Origin of the sequence: Salinarimonas sp. (assembly GCF_046292825.1) — a bacterium.
Lineage (GTDB): Bacteria > Pseudomonadota > Alphaproteobacteria > Rhizobiales > Beijerinckiaceae > Salinarimonas.
Window position 1 is genome coordinate 17,784 of sequence record NZ_JBKBQG010000031.1, and the last position, 20,566, is coordinate 38,349.

18 protein-coding genes are annotated in these 20,566 nt (G+C 71.1%); 5 read left to right on the top strand and 13 right to left on the bottom strand.

Annotated features, from left to right (window positions below; all coding sequences use genetic code 11):
* Nucleotides 1-21: 21 nt before the first annotated feature.
* Together ACK4UM_RS14640 and ACK4UM_RS14645 are read left to right on the top strand one after the other, a co-directional pair.
* A complete protein-coding gene (locus ACK4UM_RS14640; RefSeq protein ID WP_409800505.1) occupies nt 22-1,404 on the top strand; it encodes an aldehyde dehydrogenase family protein in 1,383 nt (460 codons plus the stop codon).
* A 32-nt stretch (nt 1,405-1,436) separates the two neighbouring features.
* Nucleotides 1,437-2,600, top strand: a complete 1,164-nt coding sequence (locus ACK4UM_RS14645; protein ID WP_409800455.1) for an iron-containing alcohol dehydrogenase — start codon at nt 1,437-1,439, stop codon at nt 2,598-2,600.
* 10 nt (nt 2,601-2,610) lie between these two features.
* Here the strand turns inward: ACK4UM_RS14645 and ACK4UM_RS14650 are convergent, their stop codons facing one another.
* The 8 genes from ACK4UM_RS14650 to ACK4UM_RS14685 are packed head-to-tail and all read right to left on the bottom strand — an operon-like array spanning nt 2,611 to nt 9,467.
* Nucleotides 2,611-3,309, bottom strand: coding sequence for an aspartate dehydrogenase domain-containing protein (locus tag ACK4UM_RS14650; protein WP_409800457.1), 699 nt, complete (start codon nt 3,307-3,309; stop codon nt 2,611-2,613).
* Between the two features lie 5 nt (nt 3,310-3,314).
* Complete coding sequence (locus ACK4UM_RS14655; protein WP_409800459.1) at nt 3,315-4,574, bottom strand: ABC transporter substrate-binding protein; 1,260 nt, start codon at nt 4,572-4,574, stop codon at nt 3,315-3,317.
* Nucleotides 4,571-5,575: a branched-chain amino acid ABC transporter permease gene (locus tag ACK4UM_RS14660; RefSeq protein ID WP_409800461.1), complete on the bottom strand. Its 1,005-nt coding sequence runs from the start codon at nt 5,573-5,575 to the stop codon at nt 4,571-4,573. Before ACK4UM_RS14660 ends, ACK4UM_RS14655 begins: the two co-directional genes overlap by 4 nt.
* The gene (locus ACK4UM_RS14665; RefSeq protein WP_409800463.1) at nt 5,572-6,489 is read right to left on the bottom strand and encodes a branched-chain amino acid ABC transporter permease; all 918 of its coding nucleotides are present in this window, start codon (nt 6,487-6,489) and stop codon (nt 5,572-5,574) included. The genes ACK4UM_RS14660 and ACK4UM_RS14665 overlap by 4 nt, the downstream gene beginning before the upstream one ends.
* On the bottom strand, nt 6,486-7,229 hold the full coding sequence (locus tag ACK4UM_RS14670) for an ABC transporter ATP-binding protein (protein WP_409800465.1): 744 nt from the start codon (nt 7,227-7,229) through the stop codon (nt 6,486-6,488). The genes ACK4UM_RS14665 and ACK4UM_RS14670 overlap by 4 nt, the downstream gene beginning before the upstream one ends.
* Nucleotides 7,226-8,011: an ABC transporter ATP-binding protein gene (locus ACK4UM_RS14675; protein ID WP_409800467.1), complete on the bottom strand. Its 786-nt coding sequence runs from the start codon at nt 8,009-8,011 to the stop codon at nt 7,226-7,228. The genes ACK4UM_RS14670 and ACK4UM_RS14675 overlap by 4 nt, the downstream gene beginning before the upstream one ends.
* Nucleotides 8,008-9,090 (bottom strand): aldo/keto reductase, encoded by a 1,083-nt coding sequence (locus tag ACK4UM_RS14680; RefSeq protein ID WP_409800469.1) that lies wholly within the window; start codon nt 9,088-9,090, stop codon nt 8,008-8,010. Before ACK4UM_RS14680 ends, ACK4UM_RS14675 begins: the two co-directional genes overlap by 4 nt.
* Nucleotides 9,087-9,467, bottom strand: coding sequence for a TIGR04076 family protein (locus tag ACK4UM_RS14685; protein WP_409800471.1), 381 nt, complete (start codon nt 9,465-9,467; stop codon nt 9,087-9,089). The genes ACK4UM_RS14680 and ACK4UM_RS14685 overlap by 4 nt, the downstream gene beginning before the upstream one ends.
* A gap of 243 nt (nt 9,468-9,710) precedes the next feature.
* On the opposite strand from ACK4UM_RS14685, the gene ACK4UM_RS14690 reads away from it, so the two are divergent.
* The gene (locus ACK4UM_RS14690; RefSeq protein WP_409800473.1) at nt 9,711-11,165 is read left to right on the top strand and encodes an aldo/keto reductase; all 1,455 of its coding nucleotides are present in this window, start codon (nt 9,711-9,713) and stop codon (nt 11,163-11,165) included.
* Between the two features lie 252 nt (nt 11,166-11,417).
* Here the strand turns inward: ACK4UM_RS14690 and ACK4UM_RS14695 are convergent, their stop codons facing one another.
* The 3 genes from ACK4UM_RS14695 to ACK4UM_RS14705 are packed head-to-tail and all read right to left on the bottom strand — an operon-like array spanning nt 11,418 to nt 15,333.
* Complete coding sequence (locus ACK4UM_RS14695) at nt 11,418-12,551, bottom strand: acyl-CoA dehydrogenase family protein (protein WP_409800475.1); 1,134 nt, start codon at nt 12,549-12,551, stop codon at nt 11,418-11,420.
* Entirely contained in the window at nt 12,533-13,051 is a 519-nt protein-coding gene (locus ACK4UM_RS14700) for a MarR family winged helix-turn-helix transcriptional regulator (RefSeq protein ID WP_409800477.1), read from the bottom strand. The genes ACK4UM_RS14695 and ACK4UM_RS14700 overlap by 19 nt, the downstream gene beginning before the upstream one ends.
* The gene (locus ACK4UM_RS14705; RefSeq protein ID WP_409800479.1) at nt 13,048-15,333 is read right to left on the bottom strand and encodes a bifunctional salicylyl-CoA 5-hydroxylase/oxidoreductase; all 2,286 of its coding nucleotides are present in this window, start codon (nt 15,331-15,333) and stop codon (nt 13,048-13,050) included. The genes ACK4UM_RS14700 and ACK4UM_RS14705 overlap by 4 nt, the downstream gene beginning before the upstream one ends.
* Before the next feature lie 287 nt (nt 15,334-15,620).
* Here ACK4UM_RS14705 and ACK4UM_RS14710 point away from each other — a divergent pair, with 287 nt between their 5' ends.
* Both ACK4UM_RS14710 and ACK4UM_RS14715 read left to right on the top strand, forming a co-directional pair.
* A complete protein-coding gene (locus tag ACK4UM_RS14710; protein WP_409800481.1) occupies nt 15,621-18,215 on the top strand; it encodes an ATP-binding protein in 2,595 nt (864 codons plus the stop codon).
* Nucleotides 18,215-18,574, top strand: a complete 360-nt coding sequence (locus ACK4UM_RS14715; protein ID WP_409800483.1) for a response regulator — start codon at nt 18,215-18,217, stop codon at nt 18,572-18,574. The genes ACK4UM_RS14710 and ACK4UM_RS14715 overlap by 1 nt, the downstream gene beginning before the upstream one ends.
* Before the next feature lie 30 nt (nt 18,575-18,604).
* Here ACK4UM_RS14715 and nikC read toward each other — a convergent pair whose 3' ends face one another.
* Nucleotides 18,605-19,495, bottom strand: coding sequence for a nickel transporter permease (gene nikC / locus ACK4UM_RS14720; protein WP_409800485.1), 891 nt, complete (start codon nt 19,493-19,495; stop codon nt 18,605-18,607).
* Entirely contained in the window at nt 19,492-20,433 is a 942-nt protein-coding gene (locus tag ACK4UM_RS14725; RefSeq protein WP_409800487.1) for an ABC transporter permease, read from the bottom strand. Before ACK4UM_RS14725 ends, nikC begins: the two co-directional genes overlap by 4 nt.
* Between the last annotated feature and the right edge of the window lie 133 nt (nt 20,434-20,566).

Below are 20,566 nucleotides of genomic sequence, written 5' to 3' on the forward strand. Positions count from 1 at the left end.
AAGGGTTCGAGGGCATACATGATGGATACGATCAGGCTCGTCTCGCCGGTCGACGGCTCGGTCTATGCCGAGCGCCCGGCTTCGTCGCTCGAGGCGGCGCGCGAGGCGCTGGCGAAAGCGCGCGCGGCGCAAGTCGCCTGGGCGGCCACCCCGCTCGAGGCGCGCGTCGCGGCGGTGCGGGCGGGCATCGCGGCGCTCGGCGAGAAGCGCGCTCTCCTCGCCGAGGAGCTCGCCTGGCAGATGGGCCGGCCGATCCGCTACGGCGGCGAGATGGGCGGCGTCGAGGAGCGCGCCTCCCACATGGCCGCGATCGCCGCCGACGCGCTCGCCCCCGAGACGATCGAGGACGGCCCGCGCGCCCGGCGCATGATCGCCCGCGAGCCCGTCGGCACCGTGCTCGTCGTCGCGCCCTGGAACTACCCCTATCTCACCGCGATCAACACCATCGTCCCCGCCCTGATCGCCGGCAATGCCGTCGTGCTCAAGGCGGCGAGCCAGACGCTGCTCACGGGCGAGCGGCTCGCCGAGGCGATGCGCGCGGGCGGCGTGCCGGACGGCGTCTTCCAGAGCCTCGTCCTCGCCCACGAGACCACCGAGGCGCTGATCCGCGCCCGCGCCTTCGGCTTCGTCAATTTCACCGGCTCCGTCGGCGGCGGCCGGGCGATCGAGAGCGCGGCGGCTGGCACCTTCACCGGGACGGGGCTCGAGCTCGGCGGCAAGGACCCGGGCTATGTCCGCGCCGACGCCGATCTCGAGGCCGCGATCGACGGGCTGATGGACGGGGCGATGTTCAATTCCGGCCAATGCTGCTGCGGCATCGAGCGGATCTACGTGCACGCGCGCCATTACGACGCCTTCGTCGAGGGCGCCGTCGCCTGGGCCTCCAAGCTGCGGCTCGGCAACCCGCTCGATCCCGAGACGACGCTCGGGCCGATGGCGCATCGCCGCTTCGCCGCGCTCGTGCGCGAGCAGGTGGCGGAGGCGGTCGCGGCCGGCGCGCGGGCGCTCGTCGACCCGGCCCTCTTCCCCGCCGACGATGGCGGCGCCTATCTCGCGCCGCAGGTGCTGGTCGGCGTCGATCACGGCATGCGGGTGATGCGCGAGGAGAGCTTCGGCCCCGTCGTCGGCATCATGAAGGTCGCGGACGACGAGGAGGCGATCGCGCTCATGAACGACAGCGATTTCGGCCTCACCGCCTCGATCTGGACTTCCGATCTCGACGCCGCCGCCGCGATCGGCGCCAGGCTCGAGACGGGCACCGTCTTCATGAATCGCTGCGACTATCTCGATCCGGCCCTGTGCTGGACCGGCTGCAAGGATACCGGCCGCGGCGCGGCGCTCTCGCGCCTCGGCTATCTCTCCGTCACCCGCCCCAAATCCTTCCACCTGCGCCGTCTCGGCTGATCGCGCCGACCGCCCACGACACGAGCCCGTCCATGTCCGTGAAAGCCACCTGGAGCTATCCCACCGCCGTGCGCTTCGGCGCGGGGCGCATCGCCGAACTCGGCCAGGCCTGCCGCTCCGCCGGCATCTCCCGCCCGCTCGTCGTGACGGATCCCGTCGTCGCCGACCTGCCGATCGCGCGCACCGCGCTCGCGGCCCTCGCCGAGGCGGGTCTCGAGGCGGGCCTCTTCCGCGACGTCGCGCCCAATCCCGTCGGCGCGGACGTCGAGGCGGGCGTCGCCGCCTATCGCGCGGGAGGGCACGACGGCGTCGTCGCCTTCGGCGGCGGCTCGGCGCTGGACGTCGGCAAGCTCGTCGCCTTCATGCAGGCGCAGACGCGCCCGATCTGGGATTTCGAGGATATCGGCGATTGGTGGAAGCGGGCGCAGACGGAGGGCATCGCCCCGATCGTCGCCGTGCCCACCACCGCCGGCACGGGCTCCGAGGTCGGCCGCGCGGGCGTGGTCACCAACGAGGCGATCCGCACGAAGAAGGTCGTCTTCCATCCGCTCATGCTGCCCAAGGTCGTGATCTGCGATCCGGAACTGACGATCGGCATGCCGCGCGCGATCTCGGTGGGCACCGGCATGGACGCGCTCGCCCATTGCCTCGAGGCCTATTGCGCGCCGAGCTACCACCCGATGTCCGAGGGCATCGCGCTCGAAGGCATGCGCCTCGTGAAGGAGGCGCTGCCGCGGGTCGCGGCCGATCCGAACGACATCGACGCGCGCGGCGACATGATGAGCGCCGCCGCGATGGGCGCCGTCGCCTTCCAGAAGGGGCTCGGCGGCATCCACGCGCTCTCCCACCCGGTCGGCGCCCTGTTCCACACCCATCACGGCATGACGAATGCCGTGTTCATGCCCTACGTGCTGGTGCACAACCGCAAGGCCATCGAGGACAAATGCGTGCGGCTCGCGGCCTTCCTCGGGCTCGACGGCGGCTTCGACGGGCTGCTCGCCTGGATCCTGCGCCTGCGCGAGGAGCTCGGCGTCCCCCACGGGCTCAAGGGCCTCTCCCCCGAGATCGACCCCGCCGCGGCCGACGAGATCGCGGCGATGGCCGTCGTCGATCCGACGGCGGGCGGCAATCCGGTGCCGCTCGACGAAGCGGGGGCGCGCGCGCTCTTCCTCGCCGCCTACGAGGAACGGCTCTGAGGCTCCGCCCTCAGCCGTAGCCGACCCGCGCGGCGCGGGCTTGGAGCGCCGCGACGAGCGCGGCGGCGACGGGGTGGAGGGCGCCCGGCGCGACGTCGAGGCGGATGCGCGTCGACACCGTCGAGCCGGGCATCTCGAACCGCGACGAGATGACGTGCGGGCGCCCGGGCTGCGAGCAGGTCAGGCGCACATGCGTCGCCGCGATGCCGGGTCCGGCCAGAGCCGCGGCCGTCGCCGTGTTGAGGTGATCGGGAAAGAGCCGCGCCGCCTCCGCGAGCGGTCCGTCGAAGAGCCGCCCGGGCGCGGCGGCGAGGCCGGGCGCGGATTGGCGGACGAAGAGCCGGCCCGCGATGCCCGCCGGGCACAGAGCCGGGCCGGCGATCCAGGGGGTGAACAGGCGCAGCCGCCCCCTGCCCGCACGCGCCGCGGCGCGCATCCGCGCGGCGAGATCGGGATCGACGAGCGCCGCCGCCCCCACGCTCCAGACCTCGTGCGACGCGAGCAGGCGCTCGCCGTGCGTGCGCAGGAAAGCCGGACCGGCCGCGTCGACGACGATCGCCGCGGCCGGCGGCACCGCCTCGCCGCGCCCGAGGACGGCGAGGAGGTCGTAATCCGGCCCGCGCGCGAGCCAATCGGCGACCGCGCCGCCGATCCGGCCCCTGCCGACGACGACGATCGGGACCGCGCCGTCCGGGTCGGCCGCGCGCAAGCGCGTTACTCGACCGAGGCGATGAACTCGGTGACCTCTTCGAGGGTCACGTACTGCGCCTCCTCGATCGCCCCGTCTTCGGCGAAGCGCCAGAACACGGCGGGCGCGGAGACGTCGCCGTACTGGTCGAAGGTGACGGCGCCGGTCGCGCCCTGGAACGAGATCGAGCGGCCCTCGGAGAGGAGCGCCATCGCGCGGCGGAAGCCCTCGACGTCGCCGTCGATCTTCTCCCCGGCGGGATCGGTGATCATCGCCACCTTGGCGGCGATCTCCGCGCCCGTCGCCTCGCGACCCGCGGCGTGGTAGGCGAGCAGCGCGATCGCGGCCGCATCGAAGCTGTTTGGCAGGCCCGGGCCGCTCGGGGCGGAGCCGAAGCGCGCCGTGTAGGCGTCGACGAAGGCCGTGGCCGAGCCGACGCGCGGCGTCGACATGTCGGTGCCGACGAAGTCGCCGAGGAACTGCCCCCCCACCGCCTCGCGGAACTCGTCGGATTTCAGCGAATTCGCGCCGATCATCTGCGTCGTGCCGCCGAGCGAGATCCACTCGCGGACGACGGCGATGCCCTCCTTCGGGTAGAGCGCGAGATAGAGCGCGTCCGGCCGCGTGCCGAGCGCCTGGACGACCTCCGCGCGATAGCTCGGCTGGGCGTCGTTGATGGCGACGCGCGCGCGCACCTCGATGCCCGCGCCCTCGAACATCTGCGCGGCGAGCGCGGCGATGTCCTGGCCCCAATCGTCGTTCTTGTAGAGGATGGTGATGCTCTCGTAGCCCGCCTCCTGCGCCCGCTTGGCGGCGACCGCCGCCTGCACCTTGGTGGTGGCGAAGGTGCGGAAGAAGAGGCCCTTGGTGCCGCCCTCGGCGGCGATCGTCGTCAGCCGCGTCGTCGACGAGCAGCACGAGATCTGCATCACGCCAGCCGGCACCGTCACGGAGGTGACGATCGGGATCGTCACGCCGGAGGCGACCGCGCCGATCAGCAGCTGCACGCCGTCCAGATCGACGAGCGCGCGCGCCGCGTCGACGCCGACGCGCGGATCGGCCTGCGTGTCGCGCAGGATCGGATCGACCCGGCAGCCGTCGACGCCGCCCGCCTCGTTGATCATGTCGGCGACCCACAGGGCCGTCTCCGCGATCGGCTTGCCCCAATCGATCGAGATGGGATAGGCGATGCCGACGGGCAGCGTGCAATCCGCCGCGGCATCGCCGGTCTGGGCGGTCAGGGCCGCCGCGGCGAGGGCGACGATTCCGGCTAGTCTCTTTCTCATGGTCCGACCACTCCCCTCTGTGCGCGCGCGGCTGCGGCCGCTTCCGCCTCTCCCCGTCGTCGCGCGCCCGCCGAGCGCTCCAGGCGCTCCGGCAGCAACCCTTGCGGGCGCCACAACAACATGCCGACGATGATCGACCCGATCAGGATAAATTGAATCGAGCCGGAGTAAATCTGCATCGCTTGCGGCGCGAATCGCGACAGAGCGAAGCCGCTCGCGGTCCACACGGCCCAGATCGCGAAAGCTCCGAGTATGGCCCCGCGGTTGTTCCCCGCCCCGCCGACGATCAGCATCGCCCAGATCTGGAAGGTCAGGATCGGCGCGAGGTCCTGGGGGCTCACGAATGCGTAGAAGGTGACGTAGAGGGCCCCGGCGATTCCCATGATCATCGCGCCGAGGACGAAGGAGGTGAGCCGCAGCCGCGTCGGGTCCTTGCCGACGGCGCGCGAGGCCGTCTCGTCGTCGCGGATCGCGCGCAGCGCCCGTCCGAACGGCGAGCGCACGAGCCGCTCGAGCCCCAGATAGACGAGAACGAGCACCGCAAGGACGAAGGCGAGGAAGACGAGATTGTAGACGAAGGTGTTCCCGATCGCCGCCTCGAACGGGCGCGGAAAGCCGCGCAGGCCGCGCGCCGCGCCGGTCAGCCACTCGGCATTGCGCGTCACGCTCTCGAAGGCGATGGCGACGCCGAAGGTGGCGATGGCGAGGTAGTCGTGGCGCAGCCGCAGCGTCAGGATGCCGACGATCCAGGCGAGGAGCCCCGCCGCGAGGATGCCGCCGCAGACGGCGACGAGGAAGGGGAGCTCGAAGCCGCCCATCACCGTCGGGTCGGGCCGCCCGCCGAGGATCATGGTGGCGTAGGCGCCCGCGCCGAAGAAGGCGACGACGCCGCCGTTGAAGAGCCCGGTATAGCCCCATTGCAGATTGAGGCCGAGCACCGCGATGGCGAAGATCGCCGCCATGGTGAGGAAGAAGGCCAGGTAGGAGACGAAGCCGATCATCGATGCAGCTCCTCGCCGAACAGGCCGTTGGGGCGCAACAGGAGCACGCCGATGATGATCAGGAACGGCATCGCCGGGATGTAGCCCGACGGCAGCACGGCGAGCGCGAGGCCCGAGGCGATCCCCACCACGAAGCCGCCGAGCACCGCCCCGTAGACGCTCCCGATCCCGCCGACGATCGTCGCCGCGAAGACCGGCAGCACGAAATTGTGCCCCATATGCGGGGACATGTGGTTCGTCAGCCCGTAGAACACGCCCGCCGCCGCAGCGAGCCCGCCGCCGATCACCCAGACCGCGATCACCATCCGCGACAGGCGCACCCCGGCCACCTGAGCGAGATCGGGGTTCTCCGCCACCGCCCGCAGCGCGTAGCCGAAGCTCGTGCGGGTGAGCACCAGGTGGAGCGCAAGCATCAGGACGAGCGCCGCGCCGAGCACGACGACCTGGTCGGGCTTGATCAGGAGGAGCGGATCGAGGCTCACCACGATCGCGAAGGCGATGTCGTTCGAGTAGAGCGCGGCACGGTGGCCGAAGATCAGGGTGATGACGTTGCGCAGGATCAGCGCGACGCCGAAGGACGCGAACACCATCGACAGAGGCCCGGCATTCTCGCGGATGCGCTTGAACACCAGCTTGTCGAGCAGCGCCGCCGAGGCGCCCGTGACCGCCATCGCGAGGACGATCGAGGCGGCGAGCGTCCAGGTGAGGCTCGAGGGGCCGATCGCCTCGTGCAGGACCGGCACGAGCGCGGCGAGCAGCCTGTCGAAGACGAGCGCGCTGTAGGCGCCGATGCCGAGGAGCTCCGCAGAGGAGAAGTTCGCGAAGCGCAGGATGTGCATGATCAGGGTGAGCCCGATCGCGCCGAGCGAGATGATCGCGCCCGTGAGGATGCCGTCGGCGAGGTTCTGGATCATGCCGGCTCCACCCGCGTGCCACCGAGATAGATCTCCGCCACGGCCGGATCGGACAGGATCCGGTCGGCGGGCCCGTCGAGCCTGTTGCGGCCCTCCGCGAGGATGAAGCAATGGTCGGCGACGCGCAGCGCCTGCTTCACGTTCTGCTCGACGAGGAGGATCGACACGCCCTCGCGCGTGAGCCGGCGGGCGAGGGCGAGGACCTCCTCCTGGATCTTCGGCGAGAGCCCGGCGGAGGGCTCGTCCATCAGCATCACCCTTGGCCGCGACGCGAGCGCCATCGCCACCGCGAGCATCTGGCGCTGCCCGCCCGAGAGCGCTCCCGCGCGCTCGCGCCGCTTCTCGGCGAGGGGCGGGAACAGCGCGTAGAGTTCCTCGAGCCGCCGCGTCCGGTCGGCGACGGAGCGCAGGACGAGGGCGAGGTTCTCGGAAATCGTCAGGCTTCGGAAGACGTTGTCCGTCTGCGGCACGTAGGCGAGGCCGAGCCCCGCCATTTCGTCGGGCCGGATGCCCGTGATCTCCCGCCCGTCGAGGACGACGCGCCCGGCGGAGACCGGCACGAGCCCCGCGATCGCCTTGATCAGCGTCGACTTGCCCGCGCCGTTCGGCCCGATGATCGCGGTCAGCGTGTCGCGTGCGAGCGACAGGTCGACGTCGCGCAGGATGGGCAGATCGCGGACATAGCCCGCGACGAGCCCCTCGACGCGCAGCACGGCGTCGCTCGCGGCGCCCCCGCTCATGCGACGCTGCCGAGATAGGCGTCGAGCAGGACCGGATTCGCGCGCGCCTCCTCGCCCGTGCCTTCGAACACCTTGCGTCCCATCGCGAGCGCGATCACCGGGTCGCAATGGCGCATGACGAAATCCATGTCGTGCTCGATGATCACGAAGCTCGTGCCCCGCCGGTTGAGCGCCTCGATGCGCTCGACGAGGATGCGCGTCAGGGCCGGGTTGACGCCCGCCGCCGGCTCGTCGAGCAGGATCACGCTCGGGTCGCCCATGAGCGCGCGGGCGAGCTCGAGGAGCTTCGCCTGTCCGCCGGAGATCTTGCCGGCGGGATGGTCGGCGAGGGCGTCGAGCGTCATGAAGGCGAGGATGTCCATCGCCTTCTCGCGCAGCCGCGCCTCCTCCCGCGCCATCGCGCCGCGGCGGAAGAGGGCGCCGAGCACGCTCTCGCCGATCTGCCCGTGCGGCACGAGCATGACGTTCTCGAGAACGCTCATGCGCCGGAAGGGCCGCGGGATCTGGAAGGTGCGCGCCAGACCCTTGCGGAACAGGGCCTCGGGCCTCAGGCCCGTCACGTCCTCGCCGTGCAGGAACACGCGGCCGGCACTGGGGGGCAGCTCGCCTGCGATCATGTTGAACAGCGTCGTCTTGCCCGCGCCGTTCGGGCCGATCAGCCCGGTGATGGCGCCGGCGCGGAAATCGAGCGAGACGCTGTCGACGGCGCGGAAGGGGCCGAAATCGCGCGTGAGGTCGCGCACGGAGAGGATCGGCGGGGCGCGCGTCGGTTCCGCGCTCATGGCGCGATCGCCCCGAGGACGGGGGCGTTCGGATCGGTGTTGAGGTTGTACTTCATGATGCGCCCGTGGCGCCCCGTGCGATCGCCTTCGAGCCCGTAGACCGGCCCCGAGGGGCCGCCCGCCTGGTCGAGGACGCGGGCGATCGCCGCCCGGTCGTCCGCGTCGAGCGCCAATCGGAAGACCTCCAGCGTCTGCGGCAGGTGGCGGGCGTAGCGCGCGCCGACGATCGCGGCGGCGACCTGCGGCGCGTCGAGCACGAACCGGGTCGCGACCGAGGCGATGGACACCCCGTGTCGGTCGGCGATCGCGCGCAGGCAGGCGAGGAGCTCCTGGAACAGATCCCAGGGGCCGAATTCGTCGATGATCAGGCGGTACTTGACGAGCGAGCGGTTCTCGAAGGCGAAGCCCGGATCGGGCCGGCCGAGCCAGGCATCGGTGAGGAAGCCGCCGGCGAGCGTGCCGTAGCACAGGAAGCGGATGTCGCGCGCGCCCGCCCAATCCGCGAGGCGACCCGCGGGACGCCGGTCGAGGAGCGAGTATTGCACCTGGGCGGAGACGACGTCGAACCCCGCCTCGACGAAGGGCCCCATCCGGTCGGCGTCCCAGTTCGTGGTGCCGAGATTGGCGATCTTGCCCTTGCGCCGGCACTCCTTCAGGACCTCCAGCGCGCCGACCGGATCGCCGATCGCCGTGTCCCACCAGAAGAACTGCACGAGGTGGAGCCGCTCGATCCCCAGCCGCGCCAGCGACCGGTCGACGATCGCCTCGATCTCCTCGGGGCGGATGTCGGCGAGGCGGGAGAGGTCCGGCACGAGCTTGGTGTGCACGACGACGTGATCGGCCGTCTCGCGCCCGCGCCTGCGGCGCAGGTCCGCGACGAAGGCGCCGATCATCTCCTCGACGCCGCGATAGATGTCGGCGCAGTCGAAGGTCGTGATGCCGGCATCGAGGAAGGCCTCCATGTCGGCGATGGCCGCGGCGTGGTCGACCGGGCCGTGATCGCCGGCCAGCTGCCAGCAGCCCTTGATCACGCGCGAGATCCGGTGGCCGGGGCGCAGGTCGGTCGTCTCGGGGCTCACCGCGTCTCCTCGTCCGTCAGCCAATAGGGCCGGCCGCGCGCATCGGGCAGGCCCGTCGTCCCGGAATGGGTGAACCAGCGCCGCCCCTCGCGCACGATGCGGAAGCGCCCGCCGCAATGCGGATCGGGGCAGGCGACCTCGGCATCGGTCGACATCCAATCGCCCGGCGCCGTCTCGCGCTGCTTGGCGGGCAGGAGCGGCAGGAGGGCGGCGAGCGCGTACATCGAGACGGATTGACCGGCCTCGAAGACGAGGCTCTCGCCGATCACGCGGAAGCTCTCGCCCTCGACGTGGCGGCAGACCGGGACGCGGCCGTCGAGCACGGTCTCCACCCGCAGGTCGTAGAGCCAGAAACCGGCCTGCGCGCTCCCGCTCACCCCCGCCCCCGATCGCGTCTCTTCTTCGACGAGGCCCTAGATCACGGCAGGCTCGCGCCCCTGTCAATGGCCGGCGCGCGGGTCGCGTCGCGAGCCTAGCCGTCACGTGCGTGTTGAAAAGCCGCCCGATTCGGGCATTCCTTTTGGGAATTCCCGCGCGTATCCGCGATCCGGCGAACGCGCTTTCGTGTCCGTGCACGCGCGCCACGCAGGGCTCCGAGGAGGACAGCACGAATGCCGGCCATGCCCGAACGTTTCCGCCTGACCGAGCGGCTCGAGATCTCCCGGATCCTCACGGGTCTCTGGCAGGTCGCCGACATCGAGAAGGACGGCACGACGATCGACCCCGAGACCGGCGCGGATCGGCTCGCGGAATATGCGCAGGCGGGCTTCGACACGTTCGACATGGCCGACCATTACGGCAGCGCCGAGATCGTCGCCGGTCGGCTCCTCGCCCGCTCCGTCGCGCCCTCCGCGCGGGCGCTGACCAAATGGTGCCCGACGCCCGGCCCGATGACGCCCGACATCGTGCGCGCCGGCGTCGCCGAGCGGCTCGAGCGGCTGGGCGTCGCGCGCATCGACCTCCTGCAGCTCCATTGGTGGAGCTTCCGCCATCCCGCGTGGCTCGACGCGCTGCACGAGCTCGCGCGGTTGCGCGAGGAGGGCGCGATCGGCGAGCTCGGCGTGACCAATTTCGATGCGGCCCATCTGCGGCTCGCCCGCGCCGACGGCGTTCCCGTGCGCACCAATCAGGTGAGCTTCTCGCTGATCGACCGCCGCGCCGCGGGCGAGATGGCCCGCGTCTGCGCGGAGCACGACGTCTGGTGCCTCGCCTACGGCACCCTATGCGGTGGCTTCCTCTCCGAGCGCTGGCTCGACGCGCCCGCGCCGGAGCGGATCGACGACTGGTCTCGGATGAAGTACCGGCGCTTCATCGAGGCGGCCGGCGGCTGGGACGCGTTCCAGACGGTGCTGCGCGCGGCCGCCGCGATCGCGCGCCGGCACGGCGTGTCGATCGCCAACGTCGCGACGCGCTGGGTTCTGGAGCAGCCGCGCGTCGCGGGCGTGATCATCGGCGCGCGGCTCGGCGAGCGGGTCCATACGCAGGACAATCTGCGCCTGTTCTCCTTCGCGCTGGACGCGGAGGATCATGCCCGCCTCGAAGAAGCCTTCGCCGCGACGAAGCCGATCCCCGGCGATTGCGGCGACGAATATCGCACGCCGCCCTTCCTCACCGCCTCCGGGGATCTCTCGCACCATCTCGACGCGATCCCCCATGCCTTCGCCGCCGAGGACGTGCCCGGCCGGCCGGGCGTGCGGCGGGTCCTCACCGGGTCGATGTGGGAGGACGTCGCGGGCTATTGCCGGGCGCAGCGCGTCGGCGACCGTATCCTCGTCTCCGGCACGACCGCGGTCGCGGGCCAAGCCCGCGCCGTCGCCCCGGGGGATGCGGGCGCGCAGACGACCTATATCCTCGACCGCATCGTCGCGGCGGTCGAGGCGCTCGGCGGGCGGGCCGCGGACATCGTGCGCACCCGCATCTACATCACCCACGAGGAGGACGTGATCGACGTCTCGCGCGCGCACGGCCGCGTGCTCGGCACGGTCAAGCCCGCCAACACGCTCGTCAAGGTCGCCGGGCTCATCGGCGACCACCGGGTGGAGATCGAGGCCGAGGCGATCGTGTCCGAGGGGTGACGCGCACCTCGCCCCTCAGCGTTTGTGAATCTTTCTCCTAGAACCTCCACGCCGTCATTCCGGGGCGCGAAGCGAGCCCGGAATCCAGACTCCCGACCTCTGATGAGCAGCCTGTAGGCTGCGTCCTTCGAGGTATCAGTTGTCTCGGGTTGCGGAGCGAGCGCGCATGCGCGCTCGAACCAACGTCGTGGATCTGGGTTCCGGGCTCGCTTCGCGCCCCGGAATGACGGGCGGGGTAAGATTTTCAAACTCTCAGCCGAGCAGGCTGCGGGCGATGACGACGCGCTGGACGTCGGAGGCGCCCTCGTAGATGCGCAGCGCCCGGATCTCGCGGTAGAGGCTCTCGACGACCGAGCCGCGCCGCACGCCGTCGCCGCCGTGGAGCTGGACGGCGGCGTCGATCACCTCCTGCGCGGCCTCGGTCGCGTAGAGCTTCGCCATCGCCGCCTCGCGCGTGACCCGCGCCGCGCCCGCGTCCTTCGTCCAGGCCGCGCGGTAGACGAGGAGCGCGGCGGCGTCGATCTTCAAGGCCATGTCGGCGAGGTGGCCCTGGACGAGCTGCAGCTCGGCGAGCGCCTGGCCCTGGATGCGCCGTGCGGCGACGCGCGCGAGCGCCTCGTCGAGCGCGCGGCGGGCGAAGCCGAGCGCGGCGGCGCCCACCGTCGAGCGGAACACGTCGAGCACCGACATCGCGAGCTTGAAACCTTCGCCCGCGCGCCCGATCAGCGCGTCGTGCGGCAGGACCAGGCCGTCGAGCGAGAGCCGCGCGAGGGGGTGGGGCGCGATCACGTCGAGCCGCTCGGCGATGGCGAGACCCGGCGTGTCCGCGGGCACCAGGAAGGCGGAGAGGCCGCGCGCGCCGGGCGCCTCGCCGGTGCGCGCGAAGAGTACGTACACGTCCGCGATGCCGCCGTTCGAGATCCAGGTCTTCTCGCCGTCGATGCGCCAGCCCTCCGGAACGCGCGTCGCCGTCGTCGTCGTCGCGGCGACGTCCGAGCCCGAGCCCGGCTCGGTGAGCGCGAAGGCGGCGATCGCCTCGCCCGCGCGGGTGCGCGCGAGCCAGGCGCGCTGGCCCGGCGTCCCGAACAGGCTCACCGCCCCCATGCCGAGGCCCTGCATGGCGAAGGCGAAATCGGCGAGCCCGTCGTGGCGCGCGAGCGTCTCGCGCACGAGGCACAGCGTGCGCACGTCGAGCCGCTCGCCCTCGTCCGCGCCGGTATGGACGAGGAAGCCCGCGCGCCCGAGCATCGCCACGAGTTCGCGGCAGGCGGCGTCGACGTCCCCGTGGGCGACGGGGAGATGGTCCGCGCACCAGGCGTCCAGTTCCTCGAACAGCGCGCGGTGGCGCGCCTCGAAGAACGGCCAGGTCAGGAAGGTCTTGTCCATGCGCGTGCTCCCGCGTCCTGCACGGCCTCCCGCGCCGTGCCGGGATCGTGGCGCGCGAGGCGCCGGAGAATGTCGGCGAGGCGGTCGAGATCGGCGTCGGAGAGCGGCGCGAAGAGCCGCGCCACCTCCGCCTCGTGCTCGGCCGCGAGCGCCTCGAACCGGCTCGTGCCGAGCGGGGTCAGCGCGACGAGGATGCTGCGCCGATCGCTCGGCGAGGGCATCCGGCGCACGAGCCCGTCCTGCTCGAGCCGATCGATCAGAGCCGTCGCGTTGCCGTTCGAGACGAGCAGCATGCGCGACAGCTGGCTCATCGTCACCCCCTCGCGGCGGCGGTGGAGCGCGGCCATCACGTCGAAGCGCGGCAGCGTCGTGCCGTGCTCGACGCGCAGGAACTCCCGCAGCGCGCCCTCGGCCGCGCGGGTTGCGCCGAGGAGGCGGATCCACGCCCTGAGGCGCCGCTTCGAGGAGGCGTCCCCGCGCGCGCGCGCCGCGACGCTCATGCCCGGATGACCTCCCCGCCCTTCGCCTGCAGGCGCCGCGCCTGATCGCGCCCGGCGAGATAGGGCAGGGGCCATTGCGTCCGCTCGTCGCCCAGCGCGATCGCGGCGTGCAGCGTCCAGTACGGATCGGCGAGGTGGGGCCGCGCGAGGCAGACGAGGTCGGCGCGCCCGGCGAGGAGGATCGAATTGACGTGGTCGGGCTCGGTGATGTTGCCCACCGCCATCGTCGCGATGCCCGCCTCGTTGCGGATGCGGTCGGCGAAGGGCGTCTGGAACATGCGCCCGTAGACGGGGCGCGCGTCGATCGAGGTCTGGCCGGCGGAGACGTCGATGATGTCCGCGCCCGCGGCGGCGAACAGGCGGGCGATCTCCACCGCGTCGTCGGGCGTGACGCCCTCGTCGCCGACCCAGTCGGTCGCGGATATGCGCACCGACAGCGGCTTCTCCTCGCCCCATTGCGCGCGCATCGCCGCGAGCACTTCGAGCGGCCAGCGCATCCGGTTCTCGAGGCTGCCGCCATAGGCGTCCGTGCGGCGATTCGAGACGGGGCTGATGAAGGAGGAGACGAGATAGCCGTGGGCGGCGTGCAGCTCGACCATGTCGAAGCCCGCGCGTTTCGCCATCGCCGTCGCCGCCGCGAATTCCGCAATCACCGCCTCCATGTCGGCGCGCGTCATCTCGCGCGGGGTGGCGTTCCTCGGCGACCAGGGCACGGGCGAGGGGGCGATGATCTCCCAATTGCCGTCGGGCAGCGGCGCGTCCATCTCCTCCCAGCCGATCTGCGTGCTCGCCTTGCGGCCGGCATGGCCGATCTGGCAGCAGATCTTGGCACTCGTCTCGGCATGGACGAAATCGACGATGCGCTTCCACGCCGCCTCGTGCTCGGGGGCGTAGAGGCCCGGGCAGCCGGGCGTGATCCGCCCCTGCGCGGAGGTGCAGGTCATCTCGGTATAGACGAGGCCGGCCCCGCCCTTGGCGCGCTCGCCGTAATGGACGAGGTGCCAATCGGTCGGGCAGCCGTCCACGGCCTTGTACTGCGCCATCGGCGAGACGACGATGCGGTTCTGAAGGCGCATGTCGCGCAAGGCGAAGGGCGCGAACATCGGCGCGCGGCCCGGCTCCCCGCCGGCCTGGCGCTGAAACCAGTCCTCGGTGCGCCCCAGCCATTCCGGATCGCGCAGGCGCAGGTTCTCGTGGCTGATGCGCTGGCTGCGCGTGAGCAGCGAATAGGCGAATTGCTCGGGGGGGAGGTCGAGATAGCGCTCGACCTGCTCGAACCATTCGAGGCTGTTGCGCGCCGCCGATTGCAGGCGCAGCACCTCGAGGCGGCGCTCCTCCTGATAGCGGGAAAAGGCGGCCTCGATGGTGGGCTCGCTGTGCAGGAGCTCGGCGAGCGCGATCGCGCTGTCGAAGGCGAGCCGCGTGCCCGAGCCGATCGAGAAATGCCCCGTCGCCGCCGCATCGCCCATGAGAACCACGTTCTCGTGATACCAGCGGGCGCAGATCACGCGCGGGAAGTTCATCCACACCGCCGAGCCGCGCAGATGGGCGGCGTTCGACATCAGGGCGTGACCGCCCAGATGCCGCTCGAAGATGCGCCGGCAGGTCTCGACCGTCTCCTCCTTCGACATGTCGGAGAAGCCGAACCGGTCCCAGGTCTCCTGCGCGCATTCCACGATGAAGGTCGCGGTGTCGGCGTCGAATTGGTAGGCGTGCGCCCACACCCAGCCGTGGTGCGTCTTCTCGAAGATGAAGGTGAAGGCGTCGTCGAATTTCTGGTGCGTGCCGAGCCAGACGAATTTGCACAGACGCACGTCGATGTCCGGCTGGAACGCCTCGGCATATTCGCGTCGCACCGCGGAATTGATGCCGTCGGAGGCCACGACGAGGTCGTAGTCGCGGCGGTACTCCTCGGCCGAGCGGAACTCCGTCTCGAAGCGCAGATCGACGCCGAGCTCGCGCGCCCGGGCCTGGAGGAGGATCAGCATGTCCTTGCGGCCGATGCCGGCGAAGCCGTGGCCGCCGGAGACCGTGCGCACGCCGTCGTGCACGACCGCGATGTCGTCCCAATAGGCGAAGCGATCGCGGATCGCCTGCGTCGAGATCGGGTCGTTCTCCTGCATGCGCGAGAGCGCGTCGTCGGAGAGGACGACGCCCCAGCCGAAGGTGTCGGCGGCGCGGTTGCGCTCGAGGACGGTGATCTCGTGCGCGGGGTCGCGCAGCTTCATCGAGATCGCGAAATACAGGCCGGCGGGGCCGCCGCCGAGGCAGAGGATCTTCATGGCCCGTTCCACCTTCGAGCTCGAGGCGTCGCTGACGCTCGGGATGCGCATCGGCGAGAAGGCTGCCATCGGGGCCGAGAAGTTTCAAGCTTCGAATTTTCAGGCTTGAAAGATTTTCCGTCGCACCGCACGGCCGGGCTTCCGGGATGGGGCCGTGCCCATCGTTGCAAGTGAGCGGCGTAGCGGGTTATATGAAGAGAAGAGCCGAAGCGCCGCAGGCAGCCCCGCGAAACAATCGGCGGCGCACGAACGTTACGAGCTTGGCAATCTCGCCCGGAGTTCGCCGCGTGCCCGATCGATCATTGAACCGGCAGCTGTTCGAGACCAAGTCGGCGCTGTACATCCGCGACGTCACCCTCCACGAAACGGACGATTCACAACTGCACCGCGCAAAACTCGCGCGAATCCTTCTCGACGAAATGTACCAGTTCGTCGGTCTGCTCGATGCGGCCGGCACCCTGATCGACGCGAACCGCAACGCGCTCGAGGGCGCGGGCATCGACCTCCAGAAGACGCTCGGCCTGCCCTTCTGGGAAGCGCGCTGGTGGCAGGTCTCCGAGACCATCCAGGAGGGCGTTCGCGACAGCATCCGCCGTGCGGCCGCAGGCGAGTTCGTGCGCTACGACGTGGAGATCTTCGGCGACGCGGCCGGGGAGGACACGATCATCATCGACTATTCGCTCGTGCCGATCCGGGACCGCGCGGGCGAGGTCGTGATGCTGCTCGCCGAGGGGCGCAACATCACCGAGAAGAAGCGCGCCGAGGAGGAGATCGCCCGCAAGAACCGGGAGCTCGAGCGCCTGCTCGAGCGTCTGCGCGAGCTCGACGAGATCAAGACGCAGTTCTTCGCCAATGTCAGCCACGAGCTGCGCACGCCGCTCGCGCTCGTCTTGGGCCCCGTCGAGCGCATCCTGGCGGACGGCACGCCCGACGAGCGCATGCGCCGCGATCTCGAGGTGGTGCGATCCAACGCCTCCGTGCTGCTCAAGCAGGTCAACGACCTCCTCGACATCTCGAAGCTCGATGCCGGCGAGATGGCGCCCGACTATGTCGAGACCGACGTCGCCGCGCTCGTCCGGCAGGTGGCGGCCAATTTCGAGGCGCTCGCGCCGCAGCGGCAGATCGCCATCGCGATCGAGGTGCCCGACACCCTCCCCGCCGAGCTCGACGCGGACAAGGTGCGGCGCATCCTCCTCAACCTCTTCTCCAACGCCCTCAAGTTCGCCCCGGTCGGCGGGCGGGTCGCGTGCTCGGCCGCGCTCGATGCCAATGGGCGCGTCGTGATCGCGGTCGCGGACAACGGGCCGGGCGTTCCCGTCGATCAGCGATCGGTCGTGTTCGAGCGCTTCCGGCAGGTCGATGCCGGCGCCTCGCGCCAACGCGGGGGGACCGGGCTCGGGCTCGCCATCGCCCGCGACTTCGCCGAGCTGCACGGCGGCACGATCGGCGTGAGCGAGGCGCCCGGCGGGGGGGCTCTGTTCCGGGTCGAGCTGCCGCGCACGGCTCCCGTCGGCGCCCGGGTGCGCCGCGCGCGCGCCGCGGAGCCGGCGCGCGCCGAGCTCCTCGGCGGCGGCGACGTGACGCGCGGCGTGCTCGACCAGATGCGCATCGAGCTCGCGACGAGCGCGCCCGCCTCCGACGACGACGCGAGCGCCCCCGCGGACGCGCCGGCCGACGCGCCCTCCGTCCTCGTCGTCGAGGACAATCCCGATCTGCGCGCCTTCGTGGCCGACACGCTGCGCACGCGCTTCCGCGTGACCACCGCCGCGGACGGCGAGGAGGGGCTCGAGACGGCGCGGGCGATCGTGCCCGATCTCGTCGTCACCGACATCATGATGCCGCGCAAGGACGGCGCCGAACTCGCCCGCGCGATCCGCGAGGACGCCGCCTTGCACGACATCCCGATCCTCGTCCTCTCGGCGCGGGCGGACGACGCGCTGCGGCTCGAGCTCCTGCGCGAGCGCGTGCAGGACTACCTCGTCAAGCCCTTCTCCTCCGACGAGCTCGTCGCGCGCGTGGCGAACCTCACCTCCGTCAAGCGCGCGGGGGACCTGCTGCGGACCCAGATCGACAGCCAGCAGCGCGACCTCGAAAGTCTCGCCCGCGAGGTGGCCGACCGCAACGAGGCCCTCGCGGACGCCGCCGACACGATGCGTCTCTCGCTCGACCGGGCGGAGGCCGCCTCCCGCGCGAAATCCGAGTTCATGCGGCTCGTCAGTCACGAGCTGCGGAACCCGCTCACCAGCGTCGTCATCCATACGGATCGTCTGCGCCGGGCTCTCGGGTCGGGCGCCGGCGAGCGGGTGGAGGGGCTGATCGGCTCCCTCGACGGAGCGACGGAGCGGCTCGTCGACATCGTCGAGGCGGTGCTCGAGCACACCCGCCTCGCGCCGGGCCACACCGCCCCCGCGATCGTGCCGGTCGCCTTGGCCGAACTGGGCCGCGAGGTGTTGGAGCCGTTCCGCGCCGCCGCCGAGCGCAAGGGTCTCGCGCTGACCTGCCGGGTGGAGGCGAGCGGACCGGCGCCGGGCGATCCAGGGCTCCTGCGGCTCGTGCTCAAGCACCTCCTCGAGAACGCGGTGAAGTTCACGGAAACGGGCGGCGTCGACGTCCTCCTCGGCTTCGACGGGCGCGAGTGCCGGATCGTCGTGGCCGATACCGGGCCCGGCATCGCGCCCGAGGACCGCGCGCGCATCTTCGAGCCCTTCGAGGAGGCGGGCAGCGTGCGCAACAAGCACGAGCCCGGCATGGGGCTCGGCCTCGCCATCGTCCGCCACGCCGCCGAATCGATGAACGGGACGATCGAGGTCACGAGCGTGCCGGGGGAGGGCAGCCGCTTCGCCTTCGCCTACAGGCCGCGCGCCGATGCGAGGGCCGCCTGATGGCGAACGTCCTCGTGGTCGACGACGAGTTCTTCATCCGCGAATACCTCGAGGAGGTGCTCGTCGAGATGGGCCATGCCGTGCGCCAGGCCGGAGACGGGCTCGAAGCCTGGGAGGCGCTGCAGACGGGCGCACGGCCGGATCTGATCGTCCTCGACCTGATGATGCCGCGCCTGAGCGGATGGGAGCTGCTCGACCGGATCGGCGCGGACGTGCGGCTCGCCGGCACGCCGATCCTGATCGTGTCGGGGGCCGGCGACGTCGCAGCGGAGGGCCGCCGCTACGGCGTGCGCGGGGTGCTCGCCAAGCCCTTCCGCCCCGCCGATCTCGAGAACGCGATCCGCGCCTGCGTGGAATGAGATCGCATCCGTCCCCGAGAGGCGCCCGCCTCAGCGGGAGCGGGGGTCGAGGGCGTCCCTCAGGCCGTCGCCGAGAACGTTGAACGAGAGCACCGTCAGGAAGATCGCGATCCCCGGATAGATCGCCATCCACGGCGCCTGGCCGAGGAAACGCTGGGCGGAATTGAGCATCGAGCCCCAGCTCGGCATCGGCGGCTGCTGGCCGAGCCCGAGAAACGAGAGGCTCGCCTCGGCGATCACGGCGGCGGCGATGGTCAGCGTCGCCTGGACGAGGATCGGCGGCATCACGTTGGGGAGAACATGCCGCACCGCGATGCGCCAATGCGGGTTGCCGACCGCGCGCGCCGCCTCGACGTAATCCTCCGCCCGCGCGGCGAGGACCTGGCCGCGGGTGAGGCGGATGAAGATCGGGGTCGCGGTCACGCCGATCGCGATCATCGCATTCGTCAGGTTCGGGCCGAGAAAGGCCGCGAGCGCGATCGCGAGGATGAGGAAGGGGATCGCGAGCATGGCGTCGGTGAGCCGGCTCAGCACCGCGTCCGTCCAGCCCCCCACATAGCCCGCGAGGAGGCCCAACGGCACGCCGATCACGAGCGCGATCATCACCGAGACGACGCCCGCCGCCAGCGAGGCGCGCGCGCCCCAGATCACGCGGGAGAACACGTCGCGGCCGACCTCGTCGGTGCCGAACCAATGCGCGAGCGAGGGCGCCTGGCGCACCGCCGTCCAGCTCTGGCGCGTCGGATCGTGCGGCGCGATCCACGGCGCGAGGAGGGCTGCGGCGACGATGATCAGGACGACGGCGAGCGCCACCATCGCGGCCGGCCGGCGCCGCAGGCGCCGCCAGGCGCGCCGCCAGGGGCCCTCGATCTTCAGCTCCGGCGCGTCGTCGGTGGCGGGGAGGGTCGTCGCGGCGCTCATGAACGCAGCCTCGGATTGGCGAGGATGTAGCCGATATCGGCAAGGAGGTTGAGGAGGATGTAGATGCTCGCCGTCACCAGCACGACGCCCTGCACCACCGCGTAATCGCGGTTGAAGACGGCATCCACGATCAGCTTGCCGAAGCCGGGGATCGAGAAGATCTGCTCGGTCAGCACCGCGCCCGACAGAAGCGTGCCGAATTCGAGCGCGCCGAGCGTGATCACCGGGGTGAGCGCGTTGCGCATCGCGTGTTTCCAGACGACGACGCGCTCGGACAGGCCCTTGGCGCGCGCCGTGCGCACGTAATCGCTCGCGAGCGCCTGCAGCATCGCCGAGCGGGTATGGCGCATGATCACGCCGGCGATCGCGGTGCCGAGCACGAAGGCGGGCATGATCGTCGCGGCGATCGAGGCGCGCAGATCGGTGAAGGGCGAGACGTAGCCGCCGGCCGGCAGCCAGCCGAGATTCACCGCAAACAGCAGGATCAGCATGATCCCGAGCCAGAAATTCGGCGTCGAGATGCCGGCGAGACCCACCACGTTGATCACGTAATCGGCGGGCGAATCCTTCTTCACCGCCGAGAGCACGCCCGCCGGGACGCCGATCAAGAGCGCGATCGCCATCGCCATGATCGCGAGGTGGAGCGTGACGGGCAGCTTCTCGAGGATGAGATCGAGGACGGGCACGCGGATGCGCATCGACTGCCCGAGATCGCCCGAGAGCACGTTGCCCATCCAGGTGAGATATTGCATCGGCAGCGGCCGATCGAGGCCGTATTGCTCGCGGATCTGCTGGATGACGACCGGATCGCGCTCCTCCCCCGCCATCACGAGCGCGGGATCCCCCGGCAGGAGATGCTGCAGCGAGAAGATCAGCACCGACACGAAGAAGAGCGTCGGCACGAGCTGGATCAGGCGTTTGCCGATGAGCTGGAGCACGGGTTTGGTCCTCTGTTCTTTGCCCAGAAAGGAGAACGCGTGTTGAAGCACACCTTGTCCTTCCCCCTTGGGGGAAGGTGGCTCCGAGCGAAGCTCGGAGACGGATGGGGGGTCGTGCAGAAGGCACCCTGGC